Source organism: Serratia symbiotica (genome assembly GCF_000821185.2).
GTDB lineage: Bacteria > Pseudomonadota > Gammaproteobacteria > Enterobacterales > Enterobacteriaceae > Serratia > Serratia symbiotica.
This window is the reverse complement of record NZ_CP050855.1, coordinates 2,549,893-2,566,710: the sequence shown is the minus strand read 5'-3', so window position 1 is coordinate 2,566,710 and position 16,818 is coordinate 2,549,893. Positions and strand designations below refer to the sequence as shown.

At 51.7% G+C, this 16,818-nt stretch carries 8 protein-coding genes, 4 tRNA genes, 4 rRNA genes, 2 pseudogenes and 1 other annotated feature; of the genes and pseudogenes, 13 read left to right on the top strand and 5 right to left on the bottom strand.

Features of this window, described 5'->3' with window-relative positions:
• Position 1: 1 nt before the first annotated feature.
• The 4 genes and pseudogenes from pheA to bamD form a co-directional block, all read right to left on the bottom strand.
• Positions 2-1,159 carry a bifunctional chorismate mutase/prephenate dehydratase gene (pheA, locus tag SYMBAF_RS12845; protein ID WP_040267008.1) on the bottom strand — a complete coding sequence of 386 codons (1,158 nt, stop codon included), beginning with the start codon at positions 1,157-1,159 and terminating at the stop codon, positions 2-4.
• A 165-nt stretch (positions 1,160-1,324) separates the two neighbouring features.
• Positions 1,325-2,193: pseudogene (locus SYMBAF_RS17850) on the bottom strand (IS3 family transposase); the annotation flags it as partial.
• Positions 2,194-2,244: 51 nt separating this feature from the next.
• Positions 2,245-2,354, bottom strand: a sequence feature (Phe leader region).
• The gene (gene pheL / locus SYMBAF_RS17380) at positions 2,306-2,353 is read right to left on the bottom strand and encodes a pheA operon leader peptide PheL (protein WP_194379722.1); all 48 of its coding nucleotides are present in this window, start codon (positions 2,351-2,353) and stop codon (positions 2,306-2,308) included. It overlaps the preceding feature by 48 nt.
• 105 nt (positions 2,355-2,459) lie before the next feature.
• Positions 2,460-3,191, bottom strand: coding sequence for an outer membrane protein assembly factor BamD (gene bamD, locus SYMBAF_RS12830; RefSeq protein WP_040267007.1), 732 nt, complete (start codon positions 3,189-3,191; stop codon positions 2,460-2,462).
• 131 nt (positions 3,192-3,322) lie between these two features.
• On the opposite strand from bamD, the gene rluD reads away from it, so the two are divergent.
• From rluD to rluF, 13 genes are all read left to right on the top strand, one after another.
• Positions 3,323-4,300, top strand: coding sequence for a 23S rRNA pseudouridine(1911/1915/1917) synthase RluD (gene rluD, locus SYMBAF_RS12825; protein ID WP_040267005.1), 978 nt, complete (start codon positions 3,323-3,325; stop codon positions 4,298-4,300).
• Positions 4,300-5,031: a purine nucleoside phosphorylase YfiH gene (gene yfiH, locus SYMBAF_RS12820; RefSeq protein WP_040267001.1), complete on the top strand. Its 732-nt coding sequence runs from the start codon at positions 4,300-4,302 to the stop codon at positions 5,029-5,031. The genes rluD and yfiH overlap by 1 nt, the downstream gene beginning before the upstream one ends.
• A 131-nt stretch (positions 5,032-5,162) precedes the next feature.
• Positions 5,163-7,742: an ATP-dependent chaperone ClpB gene (gene clpB, locus SYMBAF_RS12815; RefSeq protein ID WP_040267000.1), complete on the top strand. Its 2,580-nt coding sequence runs from the start codon at positions 5,163-5,165 to the stop codon at positions 7,740-7,742.
• 440 nt (positions 7,743-8,182) lie between these two features.
• Positions 8,183-9,724 (top strand): 16S ribosomal RNA (locus SYMBAF_RS12810).
• A gap of 73 nt (positions 9,725-9,797) precedes the next feature.
• Positions 9,798-9,874 (top strand) — tRNA-Ile (locus SYMBAF_RS12805).
• Between the two features lie 114 nt (positions 9,875-9,988).
• Positions 9,989-10,064, top strand: a tRNA-Ala gene (locus tag SYMBAF_RS12800).
• Between the two features lie 210 nt (positions 10,065-10,274).
• Positions 10,275-13,186: ribosomal RNA gene (locus SYMBAF_RS12795) — 23S ribosomal RNA — on the top strand.
• 106 nt (positions 13,187-13,292) lie between these two features.
• Positions 13,293-13,408: ribosomal RNA gene (rrf, locus tag SYMBAF_RS12790) — 5S ribosomal RNA — on the top strand.
• Positions 13,409-13,426: 18 nt separating this feature from the next.
• Positions 13,427-13,502: transfer RNA gene (locus tag SYMBAF_RS12785), tRNA-Thr, on the top strand.
• Between the two features lie 41 nt (positions 13,503-13,543).
• Positions 13,544-13,659 (top strand): 5S ribosomal RNA (gene rrf, locus SYMBAF_RS12780).
• The 16S, 23S and 5S rRNA genes sit together here with 4 tRNA genes alongside, the layout of an rRNA operon.
• A gap of 96 nt (positions 13,660-13,755) precedes the next feature.
• Positions 13,756-13,832, top strand: a tRNA-Asp gene (locus SYMBAF_RS12775).
• A 452-nt stretch (positions 13,833-14,284) separates the two neighbouring features.
• Positions 14,285-15,205, top strand: a complete 921-nt coding sequence (speB, locus tag SYMBAF_RS12770) for an agmatinase (RefSeq protein ID WP_040266998.1) — start codon at positions 14,285-14,287, stop codon at positions 15,203-15,205.
• 154 nt (positions 15,206-15,359) lie between these two features.
• Positions 15,360-16,226 (top strand): 23S rRNA pseudouridine(2604) synthase RluF, encoded by an 867-nt coding sequence (gene rluF / locus SYMBAF_RS12765; protein WP_006708263.1) that lies wholly within the window; start codon positions 15,360-15,362, stop codon positions 16,224-16,226.
• 66 nt (positions 16,227-16,292) lie between these two features.
• Here rluF and SYMBAF_RS12760 read toward each other — a convergent pair.
• A pseudogene (locus tag SYMBAF_RS12760) lies at positions 16,293-16,781 on the bottom strand (M48 family metalloprotease).
• Positions 16,782-16,818: the final 37 nt, after the last annotated feature.

Sequence of the window (16,818 nt, the reverse complement as noted above, 5' to 3'; positions counted from 1 at the left end):
TTTATGACGGTTTGACTGGCACCACGTTGTCGCTTGGGTAACAGCCCAAGACTTTCAGCGAGCGGGTAATAGGCACCAGATCCTGTAGCGATTTCTGCATTGCCCCAGAACGCAAGTTAGCTTGTACATCGATATAAAACATCTCTTCCCAAGGGTTGCCATTAATTGGCCGGGATTCCAACTTTGTCATGATGATGTCGTTATCTCGCAACACTAATAATGCTTCAACCAATGCACCGGATTGCTGGCCAGTGGCCATGATCAGGGTGGTTTTGGCTGGTACTTGTTCGGAAACGTTAATCGCTTTGCGCGCCAGCACGATAAAACGGGTAATGTTCTGTTGCTGGTTGGCCAGGTTATGTTCCAGTACCTGTAAGCCATACAGTGCACCGCCAGCCTCACTGCCCAATGCTGCTGATTTCGGCGAGTTCAGCTTGGCAACTTTTTTCATTGCTGCAGCGGTGCTTTCGGTATACACGATTTTCCAGTACGGATAGCGGTTGATGAACTGGCTGCACTGCTGAAAGGGTTGCGGATGGCTGTAGACGGTTTCGATCTGGTCCAGATCGCTGTCTTTGGCCACCAGAACGCAGTGATCAATCGGGTTGGTCAACTCGCCGACGATCGATAAACTGGTGTGCTGCAACAAATCGTAAACGTCATTAATTGAACCGGAACTGGTGTTTTCGATAGGTAGGATAGCGTAATCTGCCTGGCCGGTTTCCACCTGAGTGAAGATATCCTGGAACTTTTGGCAGCCGCACTCGATCAGTTGATCGAAATGGCGCGCGGCGTATTGGCGCGCCGCCAGATGTGAGTAAGATCCTTTAGGCCCAAGAAAAGCGATGCGTACAGCGTGCTGGCTGATTTGGTTAAGCTGATGCTGCAATAGAGATTGCTGGGTTAGCACCGAATCTTCGATAATCAGTTGAAACACTCGGGTGATAAAGAGACTATCAAGGCCGTGAAGCCTGGCGGCAGCGATCAGCGCATCCAGCATATCGCGTTCGCGCTCCTTATCGCGGATGGGCTGGTGAGAGTGTAGCTTGGTCTTGCCCACTTCCACTGCTAACTCACGCCGCTCTGCCAGCAGGGCCAACAGCTTCAGATCCAGAGTGCTAATGCGTTCGCGTAGCATTAATAACGGGTTGTCAGTCATAATCAGCTTCTGCCTTCTATTCTTATATGTTGCCAATAGTTATAAAAAAAAACCTGTTTTTGAAGTGAACCCCATATATTGGACACTTTGCTTTAACTGGCGGCTAACATGGCCTGAGTTCGATATTGTACCGGACTCAGGCCGTTCAGTTTTACCTTGATGCGCTCTCCGGTTTGGGCCGTTGGCCTTAAAGTTCCGCGCTAAGATGTTTGGCGCCACTTTGCCGTAGGTGCCTTTATATGACGGATATTTCTTGCTTCTCAGGCATCCCATCTTACGCATCAGCTTTCGAACTGTTTTATGATTTATGCCATAGCCTTCATTCCGTAATGCCAGAGTCATACGCCGGTAACCGTATCGCCCTTTATGGTGATGGAACAACGCAACTATTCTGTGTTGTTCCTCCTCATAACGGCCACTACGGTCACCTGACTTTAGGTGTCAGTGATAGGTAATACGGGATAATCCGGCAATATGAAGTCACATTTTCAGCTTATGGCTTTGCCTTAATTCGGTGATTATTTTCGCTTTATCTTCTGTTTTTCCCGAATCAAGGCATGAAGCTTTTTTAGGTAGGCATTCTCGGCCCGCAGCTATTCCAGCTCTTCCTCAGTACTAGGGAACTCTGGACGGGTATTGTTATGTTCTTTATCTGACGTATTGTTCTTCCCTGACTTCACCGGGTGCCCTCTGCGTTAGTCACGTAGGGCGATGATACCGCCTTCACGATAAAGACGCTCCCATTTGCTGACGGTACAGGCTACAGCGATACAAAACTTCGTAGCAGCTTTCCGGGATGACGGGTTGTGTTCCTGCATCCAGCGAACAACGGACTCTTTAAACTCGGTAGAGTAAGCTCTGGTTGGAATGGTAAAGTCGTTCACGCCATTCACTGTTCCAGTGTTCAGTCCAGCGCCGGACTGCACCGTGGTTGACGCCAAACAACCAGGCTGTTTTTTCGCACCGTCATCGCTGTTCAGGTAGTGATGAACAACTTGCTGCTTGCATTCAAAAGAGTATTTTTTTCTGCCCATTGAAACGAAAAACCCTTAATCGTTGGATGTCCAACTTTCGGGGTTCACTTCATTTTAGGAGGCTTTGCTGTTCGTCTTCGCATTCTTTATCACACGATGGAACGCCTCCCAATCAGGGGAAGGTAAAAAAGAATGCGGAGAAAAACGGTGTGCGGATCATTTGTTACCCTCTGGATGTGACATAAACGTTTTTCAAAGTAACCGCTGGTTTTTACCCCGTCAACAAAAAACGCGCCCGCAGGCGCGTTAGAACTGTTCTTGCTCACCTATCGTGGGTTGGCGGCGATCACTTTGGCTACTTTTTCGGCCTCACTGTTCAGTTGTAGCCGCTTATAAGCACGCTCCATCAATGGTAGTGCGTCCCGTGTTGCCTTGGTATCCGGGTATTCACGCAACATCTGTTCGACACGATTAATGGCCGCGACGTAAGCACCACGTTTAGTGTAGTATTCCACCACTGAAAGTTCATACTTGGCCAGACGGTCTTTCAGATAGACCAAACGCTTGTTGGCATCGGTGACGTACTGGCTGTTAGGGGAGCGCTCAATGAGTTGGCTGAAGTCGCGGAACGCGGCACGAGCGTGCAGTGGATCACGATCTGAACGATCGATCCCGAAGAAGCCTTGCAACGTACTGTCATCCAGCGCCATATCGGCTAAACCACGCATGTACATCACATAATCGATGTTCGGGTGCGTTGGATTCAGGCGTATAAAGCGATCGATAGACGCCTGAGCCAGCGGTAAATCGGCAGATTTGTAGTAGGCATAAATCAGATCTAGCTGAACCTGCTGGGAATACGGCCCGAAAGGATAGCGGTTATCTAACGCTTCAAGTTGTGTAATCGCGCCCTTAAAATTACCGTCCTGCATTTTTTGCTGGGCAGTAGCATAGATTTCCGAAGGTGGGTTGTCGGGAACTGCATCCTTGGAAGTGGAGCAACCTGCTAGCACCAAGCTCAACGTGGCTACCGCCACCAGATATTTCATACGCGTCATGACGTTTTGATTACCCTCAGGGTGTTATTCCGGGAGACTGTCCGTTAAGCTCCCGACAAAGACCATGTACAATAGCACACTATATTAAACGGCATCGCCGTGAAACCCCAACGTTAACGAAGAAGCTGCATATGGTACAACAAGTACAACTCACCGCAACGGTGGCCGAATCTCAACTCGGACAACGTTTAGATCAAGCTATGGCCGAATTGTTCCCTGATTATTCACGATCTCGCATTAAAGAGTGGATTTTGGATGATCGGGTGCAGGTCAATGGTAAAACGGCAAACAAGCCGAAAGAGAAAGTGTTGGGTGGGGAGATAGTCGCTATTGCTGCACAGATAGAAGAAGACCCCCGATGGGAACCACAGGATATCGCCTTGGATGTCGTCTACGAAGACTGCGATATTCTGGTGATCAACAAGCCGCGCGATCGGGTCGTGCATCCAGGTGCAGGCAACCCAGACGGCACTGTGCTCAACGCATTGTTGCACTATTATCCGAAAATTGCCGATGTGCCCCGTGCGGGCATCGTACATCGTCTGGATAAAGACACCACCGGCCTGATGGTGGTAGCGAAAACTGTACCGGCGCAAACTCGACTGGTAGAAGCGCTACAGGAGCGTGAAATTACCCGAGAATACGAAGCGGTGGCGATAGGTACCATGACTGCTGGCGGCACTGTGGATGAACCTATTTCGCGCCATTCCACCAAACGCACTCATATGGCGGTGTACCCGATGGGTAAACCAGCGGTGACCCATTATCGCATCCTGGAACATTTCCGCGCCCATACCCGCCTGCGTCTGCGTTTGGAAACCGGCCGTACCCACCAGATCCGCGTGCATATGTCGCATATCAACCACCCATTGGTGGGGGATCCGCTGTACGGCGGTCGCCCACGTTCGCCAAAAGGTGCATCAGAAGCCTTTATCAGCACACTGCGTGGTTTTGATCGCCAGGCACTGCACGCCACCATGCTGCGCTTGTACCACCCGATCAGCGGCATCCAAATGGAGTGGCATGCGCCGCTACCGCAGGATATGGTCGATTTGATCACTGTGCTGAAAGCCGATAGCGAAAAATTCAAAGATAAAATGGATTGGTAATGGCGCCACTCATTCTGCCCGATTGGCCACTGCCAGTAGGGGTTAAAGCCTGCACCACCACCCGCCATGGCGGCGTCAGCTCGCCGCCCTATGATTCGCTTAACCTCGGTACTCACGTAGGGGATGAAGTGCAGGCGGTGGCGCGCAACCGTGACTTGCTGGTGGCCAGTGCACGCCTGCCGCAGATGCCAGTCTGGCTGGAGCAAGTGCATGGCACCCACGTGTTGCGGCTGGAGGGGCAACACCTGGCCGATCTGCGCGCCGACGCGGTTTACAGCTGTGTTCCGGGGCAGGTGTGTGCGGTGATGACGGCAGATTGCCTACCGGTATTGTTTTGCTCGCAGGCGGGAGATGAAGTTGCCGCCGCCCACGCTGGCTGGCGCGGGTTATGCAACGGGGTGCTGGAGCAAACCGTTGCGGCTTTTTCCGCACAGCCGGGCAATATTAGCGCTTGGCTGGGGCCGGCGATAGGCCCCAAGCAGTTTGTAGTTGGTTCGGAGGTCCGCGCCGCCTTTATCGAGGGAGACAGTGCCGCAGTTGCTGCTTTTGTTCCGCATGGCGACAAATTTTTGGCAGATATCTATTTATTGGCGCGTCAACGCCTGCTGCGTGCTGGCATACAGGCTGTTTGCGGCGGTGGCCGCTGTACGTTTAGAGAAATGAGTCATTTTTTCTCCTATCGGCGCGATAGAACAACGGGACGTCTGGCAAGTTTAATCTGGCTGATATAGCCTATTAAATTAGGACGATCCAACGACGCATGGCGTAGTACCAAAAATATTGAGTCGAAATAACCTTGAAAATTTGAGGTGTGACCTCATTTTAATCTCCAGTAGCAATTTCGACCCACTTTGGAGGTGTTATGCGTCTGGATCGTCTTACCAACAAATTCCAACTTGCTCTCGCCGATGCTCAATCTTTAGCCCTTGGACACGACAACCAGTTTATTGAGCCGTTACATCTGATGAGTGCTTTGCTCAATCAGGAAGGGGGGACGGTGCGACCGCTGTTAACTTCCGCTGGTATTGATGCCGGGCGTGTACACATCGAAATTGAACAGGCATTGTCCCGCTTACCTCAGGTCCAAGGTACCGGTGGTGATGTTCAACCGTCCAAAGAGTTGGTACGCGTCCTGAATCTGTGCGACAAGCTGGCGCAGAAGCGTGCAGACAAATTCATTTCTTCTGAGCTGTTTGTCCTTGCGGTGCTTGAAGATCGCGGAAATCTGACCGACCTGTTAAAAACGGCTGGTGTAACAGCAGATAAAATCAGCAAAGCCATTGAACAAATGAGAGGTGGTGACAACGTGGAAGATCAGGGTGCTGAAGACCAGCGGCAGGCATTGAAGAAATACACTATCGACCTGACCGAACGTGCTGAGCAAGGTAAACTCGATCCGGTTATTGGCCGTGACGAAGAAATCCGCCGCACCATTCAAGTGTTGCAACGTCGTACAAAAAATAACCCGGTGCTGATCGGTGAACCTGGCGTGGGTAAAACCGCCATCGTTGAAGGTCTGGCGCAGCGCATTATCAATGGAGAAGTACCCGAAGGACTGAAGCACAAGCGTGTGCTGTCGCTCGATATGGGGGCGCTGATCGCTGGTGCCAAGTATCGCGGCGAGTTTGAAGAACGACTGAAAGGGGTATTGAGCGATTTGGCTAAACAGGAAGGTAGCGTGATCCTGTTTATTGACGAACTACACATTATGGTTGGTGCAGGAAAAGCCGACGGTGCGATGGATGCTGGCAACATGCTGAAACCGGCTTTGGCGCGTGGGGAACTGCATTGCGTTGGCGCGACTACGCTGGATGAGTATCGCCAATATATAGAGAAAGACGCGGCGCTTGAGCGTCGCTTCCAAAAAGTCTATGTTGCGGAACCGTCCGTTGAAGATACTATTGCTATTCTGCGTGGCTTGAAAGAACGTTATGAGCTACATCACCATGTGCAGATCACCGACCCGGCGATCGTGGCGGCGGCAACGCTGTCCCACCGCTATATTTCTGATCGTCAACTGCCGGACAAGGCCATCGATTTGATCGATGAAGCGGCGTCTAGCATCCGCATGCAGATGGACTCCAAGCCAGAGTCGCTCGATCGGCTGGAGCGCCGTATCATTCAATTGAAACTGGAACAGCAGGCGCTAAATAAAGAATCTGATGACGCCAGTAAAAAACGCCTGGAGATGCTCAGTAGTGAACTGGAGCAAAAAGAGCGTGAATATTCTGAGCTGGAAGAAGAGTGGAAAGCTGAGAAAGCCTCGCTCTCCGGTACCCAGAACATCAAAGCCGAACTGGAGCAGGCCAAGATCACCTTGGAGCAGGCACGCCGCGTCGGTGACTTGGGGCGAATGTCTGAATTGCAGTACGGTAAGATCCCTGAGCTGGAAAAGCAGCTCGCCGCTGCGACGCAGGCTGAAGGCAACACCATGAAGCTACTGCGCAATCGGGTGACCGATGCGGAAATTGCCGAAGTGTTGGCGCGTGCTACCGGTATTCCGGTTGCCAGAATGTTGGAAGGCGAACGCGACAAGCTGCTACGTCTGGAGCAGGAATTGCATTCACGGGTGATCGGCCAGGATGAAGCAGTCAGTGCAGTTTCTAACGCGATTCGTCGCAGCCGTGCCGGACTTTCCGATCCTAATCGCCCGATCGGTTCATTCCTATTCCTTGGTCCGACTGGGGTGGGTAAAACCGAACTCTGCAAAGCACTGGCTTCGTTTCTGTTCGACAGCGACGAAGCAATTGTGCGCATCGATATGTCCGAGTTTATGGAGAAACATTCTGTATCTCGGCTAGTGGGTGCTCCTCCGGGCTATGTTGGCTACGAAGAAGGCGGTTACCTGACTGAAGCGGTGCGCCGCAGACCTTATTCAGTGATCCTGCTCGATGAAGTAGAGAAAGCGCATCCAGATGTGTTCAACGTTCTTTTGCAGGTATTGGATGATGGGCGTCTGACTGATGGTCAGGGTCGTACCGTTGACTTCCGCAATACGGTGGTGATTATGACCTCCAACTTGGGTTCTGATCTGATCCAGGAGCATTTCGGTCAAATGAGCTACGAGCAGATGAAAGAATCTGTGATGGAAATGGTGAGCCATCACTTCCGCCCAGAATTTATTAACCGCATAGATGAAGTAGTGGTATTTCATCCACTTAGCCAAAATCACATTGCCGAAATAGCCAAGATTCAACTGGCGCGTCTTTACAAACGCTTGGAAGAACGCGGTTACGAAGTCACCATGACCGAACCGGCGTTGGAGTTGTTGGGTAAAACAGGTTTCGATCCTGTGTATGGTGCACGTCCATTGAAACGCGCTATCCAGCAGGAGATCGAAAACCCGCTGGCGCAAGAAATTCTCTCTGGCGTGTTGATTCCAGGCAAACTGGTGACATTGGATGTCGAAAACGAACATATCGTTGCCCATCAGTCACGGTGATTACCCCTAACAAAGATAAAAGGGAACGGGTGACCGCTCTCTTTTTTTTATTTATTATTTGTTTTTGGTGGTTATTTAAGCGCTTGAAAAGTTTTTTGCATTTAGGTGTTGCGGGCTGCCGAGAACGCCCTATAATGCGCCCCCACTGGCCCGGTATTTCGGCAGATACGCTGCCGGATCAGCAAGGGAAAAGTCAAAATAATGGCTTGACTCTTCAGAGGGAAAGCGTAGTATACGCCACCTCAAGTTTGCCGCCGTGCTGCGGCTGACTTACCGCTCTTTAACAATTTATCAGACAATCTGTGTGGGCACTCCACAAGACAATATCCCGTCCCTGTTGGGACGAAAAAATATCAAGTCTTGAAGAGTGACTACCTGAAGTAACATTCATGCAGTAAATCTTTGAGCAGCGCTTCACAAGTTGAAGCATATCAAGCTTTGAATTGAAGAGTTTGATCATGGCTCAGATTGAACGCTGGCGGCAGGCCTAACACATGCAAGTCGAGCGGTAGCACAAGAGAGCTTGCTCTCTGGGTGACGAGCGGCGGACGGGTGAGTAATGTCTGGGAAACTGCCTGATGGCGGGGGATAACTAGTGGAAACGGTAGCTAATACCGCATAACGTCGCAAGACCAAAGTGGGGGACCTTCGGGCCTCACGCCATCAGATGTGCCCAGGTGGGATTAGCTGGTAGGTGGGGTAACGGCTCACCTAGGCGACGATCCCTAGCTGGTCTGAGAGGATGACCAGCCACACTGGAACTGAGACACGGTCCAGACTCCTACGGGAGGCAGCAGTGGGGAATATTGCACAATGGGCGCAAGCCTGATGCAGCCATGCCGCGTGTGTGAAGAAGGCCTTCGGGTTGTAAAGCACTTTCAGCGAGGAGGAAGGGTAATGTGTTAATAAGACATTGCATTGACGTTACTCGCAGAAGAAGCACCGGCTAACTCCGTGCCAGCAGCCGCGGTAATACGGAGGGTGCAAGCGTTAATCGGAATTACTGGGCGTAAAGCGCACGCAGGCGGTTTGTTAAGTCAGATGTGAAATCCCCGCGCTCAACGTGGGAACGGCATTTGAGACTGGCAAGCTAGAGTCTTGTAGAGGGGGGTAGAATTCCAGGTGTAGCGGTGAAATGCGTAGAGATCTGGAGGAATACCGGTGGCGAAGGCGGCCCCCTGGACAAAGACTGACGCTCAGGTGCGAAAGCGTGGGGAGCAAACAGGATTAGATACCCTGGTAGTCCACGCTGTAAACGATGTCGATTTGGAGGTTGCGCCCTTGAGGGGTGGCTTCCGTAGCTAACGCGTTAAATCGACCGCCTGGGGAGTACGGCCGCAAGGTTAAAACTCAAATGAATTGACGGGGGCCCGCACAAGCGGTGGAGCATGTGGTTTAATTCGATGCAACGCGAAGAACCTTACCTACTCTTGACATCCAGAGAACTTTCCAGAGATGGAGGGGTGCCTTCGGGAGCTCTGAGACAGGTGCTGCATGGCTGTCGTCAGCTCGTGTTGTGAAATGTTGGGTTAAGTCCCGCAACGAGCGCAACCCTTATCCTTTGTTGCCAGCGATAAAGTCGGGAACTCAAAGGAGACTGCCGGTGATAAACCGGAGGAAGGTGGGGATGACGTCAAGTCATCATGGCCCTTACGAGTAGGGCTACACACGTGCTACAATGGCGTATACAAAGAGAAGCGACCTCGCGAGAGCAAGCGGACCTCACAAAGTACGTCGTAGTCCGGATTGGAGTCTGCAACTCGACTCCATGAAGTCGGAATCGCTAGTAATCGTAGATCAGAATGCTGCGGTGAATACGTTCCCGGGCCTTGTACACACCGCCCGTCACACCATGGGAGTGGGTTGCAAAAGAAGTAGGTAGCTTAACCTTCGGGAGGGCGCTTACCACTTTGTGATTCATGACTGGGGTGAAGTCGTAACAAGGTAACCGTAGGGGAACCTGCGGTTGGATCACCTCCTTACCGAAAGATATTGATTTGTGTGGCGTGCTCACACAGATTGTCTGATGAAAGTAGCGAGCAGAAATACCTTAATAGGCTTGTAGCTCAGGTGGTTAGAGCGCACCCCTGATAAGGGTGAGGTCGGTGGTTCAAGTCCACTCAGGCCTACCACTTCTCTTCTATGCTGCGTCATAGTACCGCTCGCATATTGAAATATGCGTCGCAACACCATGCCTTGCCTAGAAAAGAAGTTGTGATCTCAAAGGTCTCTGCAAGTGACAGTATGGGGCTATAGCTCAGCTGGGAGAGCGCCTGCCTTGCACGCAGGAGGTCAGCGGTTCGATCCCGCTTAGCTCCACCATAAAGTCCGAGTGCGGTGTTTCACTACTTCAGAGTGTACTGGCAGCAGTATGCTGTGAAGTATTTTGCTCTTTAACAATCTGGAACAAGCTGAAAATTGAAAAATGGCGGCTGAAGCTTATCCCTGCGTAGAGGTATTGGGGTAAGGGTCAAGCTGTCATGGTGACACTCACCTGTTTGCAATGCGAAGTGAGACACCTTCGGGTTGTAAGGTTAAGTGACTAAGCGTACACGGTGGATGCCTAGGCAGTCAGAGGCGATGAAGGGCGTGCTAATCTGCGAAAAGCGCCGGTAAGGTGATATGAACCGTTATAGCCGGCGATACCCGAATGGGGAAACCCAGTGTGATACGTCACACTATCGTTAAGTGAATACATAGCTTGACGAAGCGAACCGGGGGAACTGAAACATCTAAGTACCCCGAGGAAAAGAAATCAACCGAGATCCCCCCAGTAGCGGCGAGCGAACGGGGGCCAGCCCAGAACCTGAATCAGCGGGTGTGTTAGTGGAAGCGTCTGGAAAGTCGCGCAGTAAAGGGTGATAGCCCCGTACACAAAAATGCACTGGCTGTGAGTTCGATGAGTAGGGCGGGACACGTGACATCCTGTCTGAATATGGGGGGACCATCCTCCAAGGCTAAATACTCCTGACTGACCGATAGTGAACCAGTACCGTGAGGGAAAGGCGAAAAGAACCCCGGCGAGGGGAGTGAAAAAGAACCTGAAACCGTGTACGTACAAGCAGTGGGAGCACCGTTGAGGTGTGACTGCGTACCTTTTGTATAATGGGTCAGCGACTTATATTTTGTAGCAAGGTTAACCGCATAGGGGAGCCGTAGGGAAACCGAGTCTTAACTGGGCGAAGAGTTGCAAGGTATAGACCCGAAACCCGGTGATCTAGCCATGGGCAGGTTGAAGGTTGGGTAACACCACCTGGAGGACCGAACCGACTAATGTTGAAAAATTAGCGGATGACCTGTGGCTGGGGGTGAAAGGCCAATCAAACCGGGAGATAGCTGGTTCTCCCCGAAAGCTATTTAGGTAGCGCCTCGTGAATTCATCTTCGGGGGTAGAGCACTGTTTCGGCTAGGGGGCCATCCCGGCTTACCAACCCGATGCAAACTGCGAATACCGAAGCATGTTATCACGGGAGACACACGGCGGGTGCTAACGTCCGTCGTGAAGAGGGAAACAACCCAGACCGCCAGCTAAGGTCCCAAAGTCATGGTTAAGTGGGAAACGATGTGGGAAGGCCCAGACAGCCAGGATGTTGGCTTAGAAGCAGCCATCATTGAAAGAAAGCGTAATAGCTCACTGGTCGAGTCGGCCTGCGCGGAAGATGTAACGGGGCTAAACCATGCACCGAAGCTGCGGCAGCGGCGCTGATGCGTTGTTGGGTAGGGGAGCGTTCTGTAAGCCGTTGAAGGTGTCCTGTGAGGGGTGCTGGAGGTATCAGAAGTGCGAATGCTGACATAAGTAACGATAAAGCGGGTGAAAAACCCGCTCGCCGGAAGACCAAGGGTTCCTGTCCAACGTTAATCGGGGCAGGGTGAGTCGACCCCTAAGGCGAGGCTGAAAAGCGTAGTCGATGGGCAACAGGTTAATATTCCTGTACTGGGTGTGACTGCGAAGGGGGGACGGAGAAGGCTAGGCAGGCCGGGCGACGGTTGTCCCGGTTTAAGCGTGTAGGGGGGCGTTTTGGGTAAATCCGGAACGCCATACAGAAACCCTGAGGCGTGATGACGATGCACCAAGGTGCAGAAGCTGTTGATGCCCTGCTTCCAGGAAAAGCCTCTAAGCATCAGGTCACCTTTAATCGTACCCCAAACCGACACAGGTGGTCAGGTAGAGAATACCGAGGCGCTTGAGAGAACTCGGGTGAAGGAACTAGGCAAAATGGTGCCGTAACTTCGGGAGAAGGCACGCTGGCATGTAGGTGAACTCCGTATCGGAGGGAGCTGAAGCCAGTCGCAGAGACCAGCTGGCTGCAACTGTTTAATAAAAACACAGCACTGTGCCAACACGAAAGTGGACGTATACGGTGTGACGCCTGCCCGGTGCTGGAAGGTTAATTGATGGGGTTAGCCGCAAGGCGAAGCTCTTGATCGAAGCCCCAGTAAACGGCGGCCGTAACTATAACGGTCCTAAGGTAGCGAAATTCCTTGTCGGGTAAGTTCCGACCTGCACGAATGGCGTAATGATGGCCAGGCTGTCTCCACCCGAGACTCAGTGAAATTGAACTCGCTGTGAAGATGCAGTGTACCCGCGGCAAGACGGAAAGACCCCGTGAACCTTTACTATAGCTTGACACTGAACATGGAGCCTTGATGTGTAGGATAGGTGGGAGGCAGTGAATCGTGGACGCCAGTCTGCGAGGAGCCACCCTTGAAATACCACCCTTTAATGTTTGATGTTCTAACTTTGCCCCGTGACCCGGGGTGAGGACAGTGTCTGGTGGGTAGTTTGACTGGGGCGGTCTCCTCCCAAAGAGTAACGGAGGAGCACGAAGGTCAGCTAATCACGGTCGGACATCGTGAGTTTAGTGCAAAGGCATAAGCTGGCTTGACTGCGAGAGTGACGGCTCGAGCAGGTACGAAAGTAGGTCTTAGTGATCCGGTGGTTCTGAATGGAAGGGCCATCGCTCAACGGATAAAAGGTACTCCGGGGATAACAGGCTGATACCGCCCAAGAGTTCATATCGACGGCGGTGTTTGGCACCTCGATGTCGGCTCATCACATCCTGGGGCTGAAGTAGGTCCCAAGGGTATGGCTGTTCGCCATTTAAAGTGGTACGCGAGCTGGGTTTAGAACGTCGTGAGACAGTTCGGTCCCTATCTGCCGTGGGCGTAGGAAGATTGAGAGGGATTGCTCCTAGTACGAGAGGACCGGAGTGAACGCACCGCTGGTGTTCGGGTTGTCATGCCAATGGCATTGCCCGGTAGCTAAGTGCGGAACAGATAAGCGCTGAAAGCATCTAAGCGCGAAACTGGCCTCGAGATGAGTCTTCCCTGGGTCTGAGAGGTCCCTGAAGGCACGTTTAAGACGAAGACGTGGATAGGCTGGGTGTGTAAGAGCAGCGATGCTTTGAGCTAACCAGTACTAATGAGCCGTGAGGCTTAACCTTACAACACCGAAGGTGTGTTATAGGCAGGGGTGGAGTTATTTTCAGCGAGTTCCGAGATTGGTTCTGGTGGTTACGTGAGTAACGGCCGAGAATGAAACAGACTTTGCCTGGCGGCAATAGCGCGGTGGTCCCACCTGATTCCATGCCGAACTCAGCAGTGAAACGCCGTAGCGCCGATGGTAGTGTGGGGTCTCCCCATGTGAGAGTAGGACACTGCCAGGCATCAAATTAGTGTAGTGTGCTGATATGGCTCAGTTGGTAGAGCGCACCCTTGGTAAGGGTGAGGTCCCCAGTTCGACTCTGGGTATCAGCACCACTTTATTTAAGATAGGTTAGTAATTCGGTAAAAAAACTTTGCCTGGCGGCGATAGCGCGGTGGTCCCACCTGACTCCATGCCGAACTCAGCAGTGAAACGCCGTAGCGCCGATGGTAGTGTGGGGTCTCCCCATGTGAGAGTAGGACACTGCCAGGCACCAAATAAACGTTATCAGTATTACCACTGATAAAATGCAAAATAGGCCAAGTCGATTTTGCCTGGCGTCGTGAGATGCAACGTAGAAGAACCGGTGGAGCGGTAGTTCAGTTGGTTAGAATACCTGCCTGTCACGCAGGGGGTCGCGGGTTCGAGTCCCGTCCGTTCCGCCACTTACCTATTCCAAGATGTTCCTACACATCATATGGATGAGTGAAAACCGTAGTGCTGTCATAGGCATACGGTTTTTTTTCGTCTCTATGATACCTCCCGGAATAGAGAAGTATCCGGCGCAAAATGGCCTACGCGCCGGAAAGAGAAATTTAGTAGGCTATTTTGGTTTTGTGGCTGAGAAAGGGTTGCGGATACAGGTTATTACACCATTCCCGTCGTTTGGCTTTTAACGATAGCCATGGAGTGTATGATGACCATAACACACCGCCAGCTTTCTGCCGTCGCAGTACAAAAAAGTAAAACCCGCCGACAAAGATTATGAACTGCCTGATGGACATGGCCTGATGTTTTCCATCATGTCAACGCCAATTATTGTGGGTATAAATCTCTTTCCGTCGGGCTAACGACGTGTGAGGATTTTGTAACTGCTTGCTAAAATTGAGGGTTTACTATGAGCACATTAGGTCATGAGTTCGATAATTCTTTAGTGTCCAACGCCTTTGGTTTCTTGCGCTTTCCGCTGAATTTCATGCCTTACGACAGTAATGCAGAGTGGGTCATCACCGGTATTCCATTTGACATGGCAACCTCTGGCCGTGCCGGTGGTCGCCATGGCCCAGCGGCGATCCGTCAGGTCTCCACCAACCTCGCCTGGGAAGGTAACCGCTGGCCGTGGCATTTTGATCTGCGTGATCGTCTGAATGTGGTTGACTGTGGCGATATCGTGTTCAACTTCGGTGACGCTCAGGATATGAGCGACAAATTACAAGCACACGCAGAAAAACTGCTGATGTCCGGCAAGCACATGCTTTCTTTCGGCGGCGATCATTTCGTCACGCTGCCGTTGCTGCGCGCTCACGCTAAGCATTTCGGCAAGCTGGCGTTGGTACATTTTGACGCTCACACTGACACTTACGCCAATGGCAGCAAATATGACCACGGCACCATGTTCTTCCATGCGCCGAATGAAGGCCTGATCGACCCACATCACTCAGTGCAAATCGGCATCCGTACCGAATTCGACTATGGCAATGGCTTCACCGTGTTGGACGCCGCGCAGGTCAACGATCGCAGCGTGGAAGACTTGCTGACCCAGATCAAACAGATCGTTGGCGACATGCCGGTATATCTGACTTTCGACATCGACTGCCTAGACCCGGCTTTCGCCCCCGGCACCGGCACCCCGGTGATCGGCGGTCTGACCTCGGATCGCGCGCTGAAGCTGGTGCGCGGCATGCAATCGTTGAATATCGTTGGCATGGACGTAGTGGAAGTGGCACCAGCCTATGATCAGTCAGATATCACCGCGTTGGCCGCAGCCACCCTGGGCTTGGAAATGCTATATCTACAGGCAGCGAAGAAAGAGGTATAAGCGATAGCTATGGCAAGGCGTATTGGTTAGAAAGTTGCCGAGAAAAGCATCAGCCCTAGCTGGGCGCACGTAATTGATCGCATTGCGGAAAAGAAGAGCCAGCCGGTTTCCCGCTGCCTTAAAAATAAAAGATATTTCCGGTTTTGGAGAAGCCATGCTGAGCAAATCATCTCTACGTCTGAACAAATATATTAGTGAAAGTGGTATTTGCTCTCGTCGTGATGCCGATCGCTACATTGAACAAGGCAATGTTTTTATCAATGGCAAGCGTGTTACGCTTGGCGATCGGGTGTTTCCAGGCGATGTCGTCAAGGTCAATGGCCAAGTGATTGAACCCCGTAACGAAGATAACCTGATCTTCATTGCGTTAAACAAACCGGTTGGCATTGTCAGCACCACGGAAGACGGCGAAAAAGACAATATCGTCGATTTTGTTAATCACAGCACCCGCATCTTCCCGATTGGTCGGTTGGATAAGGACTCACAGGGGCTGATTTTCCTCACCAACCAGGGTGATCTGGTAAACAAAATCCTGCGTGCGGGCAACGGCCACGAGAAAGAATATCGGGTTACCGTCAACAAACCGCTGACCGATGACGTTATCCGTGGTCTGGGGGACGGTGTGCCGATGCTGGGTACGGTGACCAAAAAGTGCAAGGTGAAGAAAGAAACGCCATTGGTCTTTCGTATTGTGCTGGTACAGGGGCTTAACCGCCAAATACGCCGTATGTGTGAATATTTTGGCTATGAAGTCACCAAGCTGGAACGAACCCGTATCATGAATGTTAGCCTGATAGGGCTGCCTTTGGGGGAGTGGCGTGATTTGACCGACGACGAGCGAGGGCAACTATTCAAATTGATTGAGGATTCTTCCTCAGAAGTGAAATCGGTGAAGAAAGCCAAACCCGCGGTGAAAAATTTAGCTGGCAATAATGGGCCGAGAAACGGCAATAGATCTGGCAGTAGCCTGGCTGCTCGCAAGCGTTTTACCCAGCCTGGCCGCAAAAAGAAAGGGCGCTGAGCCTGATAAATGATGGCGGAGCGCGCAATGCACGCCATCCGTTTTATCCCCACTTCGCCTTACTGGTCAGCCGCAATACAGTCGCAGATGTTGTGCGCGCGCTTCAGAAGACGGATGGTCATCGAACAGGTTGCTTTGATGGTCGGGTACCACTTTCGCCAATTTTTCAAAGCGGGTGATGAGGCCGTTGGGATCGATGCCGCGTTTTTTCCATCAAGTCGAATGAGTAGTCATCTGCGGTGCTTTCCTGCTACTGCGAGAACTGGGCATTGAGTAATTTAAACCTTATAGTTGGCGGGCATGCCGTTGATATTATCCCCCAGTGCCGTTGCGATTTTGCTCAGACGTTTGTCAACGGTGCTGTCAGCACGCGCGATTTGTGCCTTGCTGTCCATCTCTGTGCTGGATTTATCGCTTAGGGTTTTATGTCGTCATTGCTTAGCGTCGCTACTTGGAAAACCTGTGTGCCAGATTGTATCAACGCCTCGGTGTTCCAGTTTTGGCAACTGCTCACTAAGGAATCCTTATCGCTAACAAAGAGGTACGAATCTTAATAACGTTATCATCCCGTGATAATAACAAGGAAAGGGAG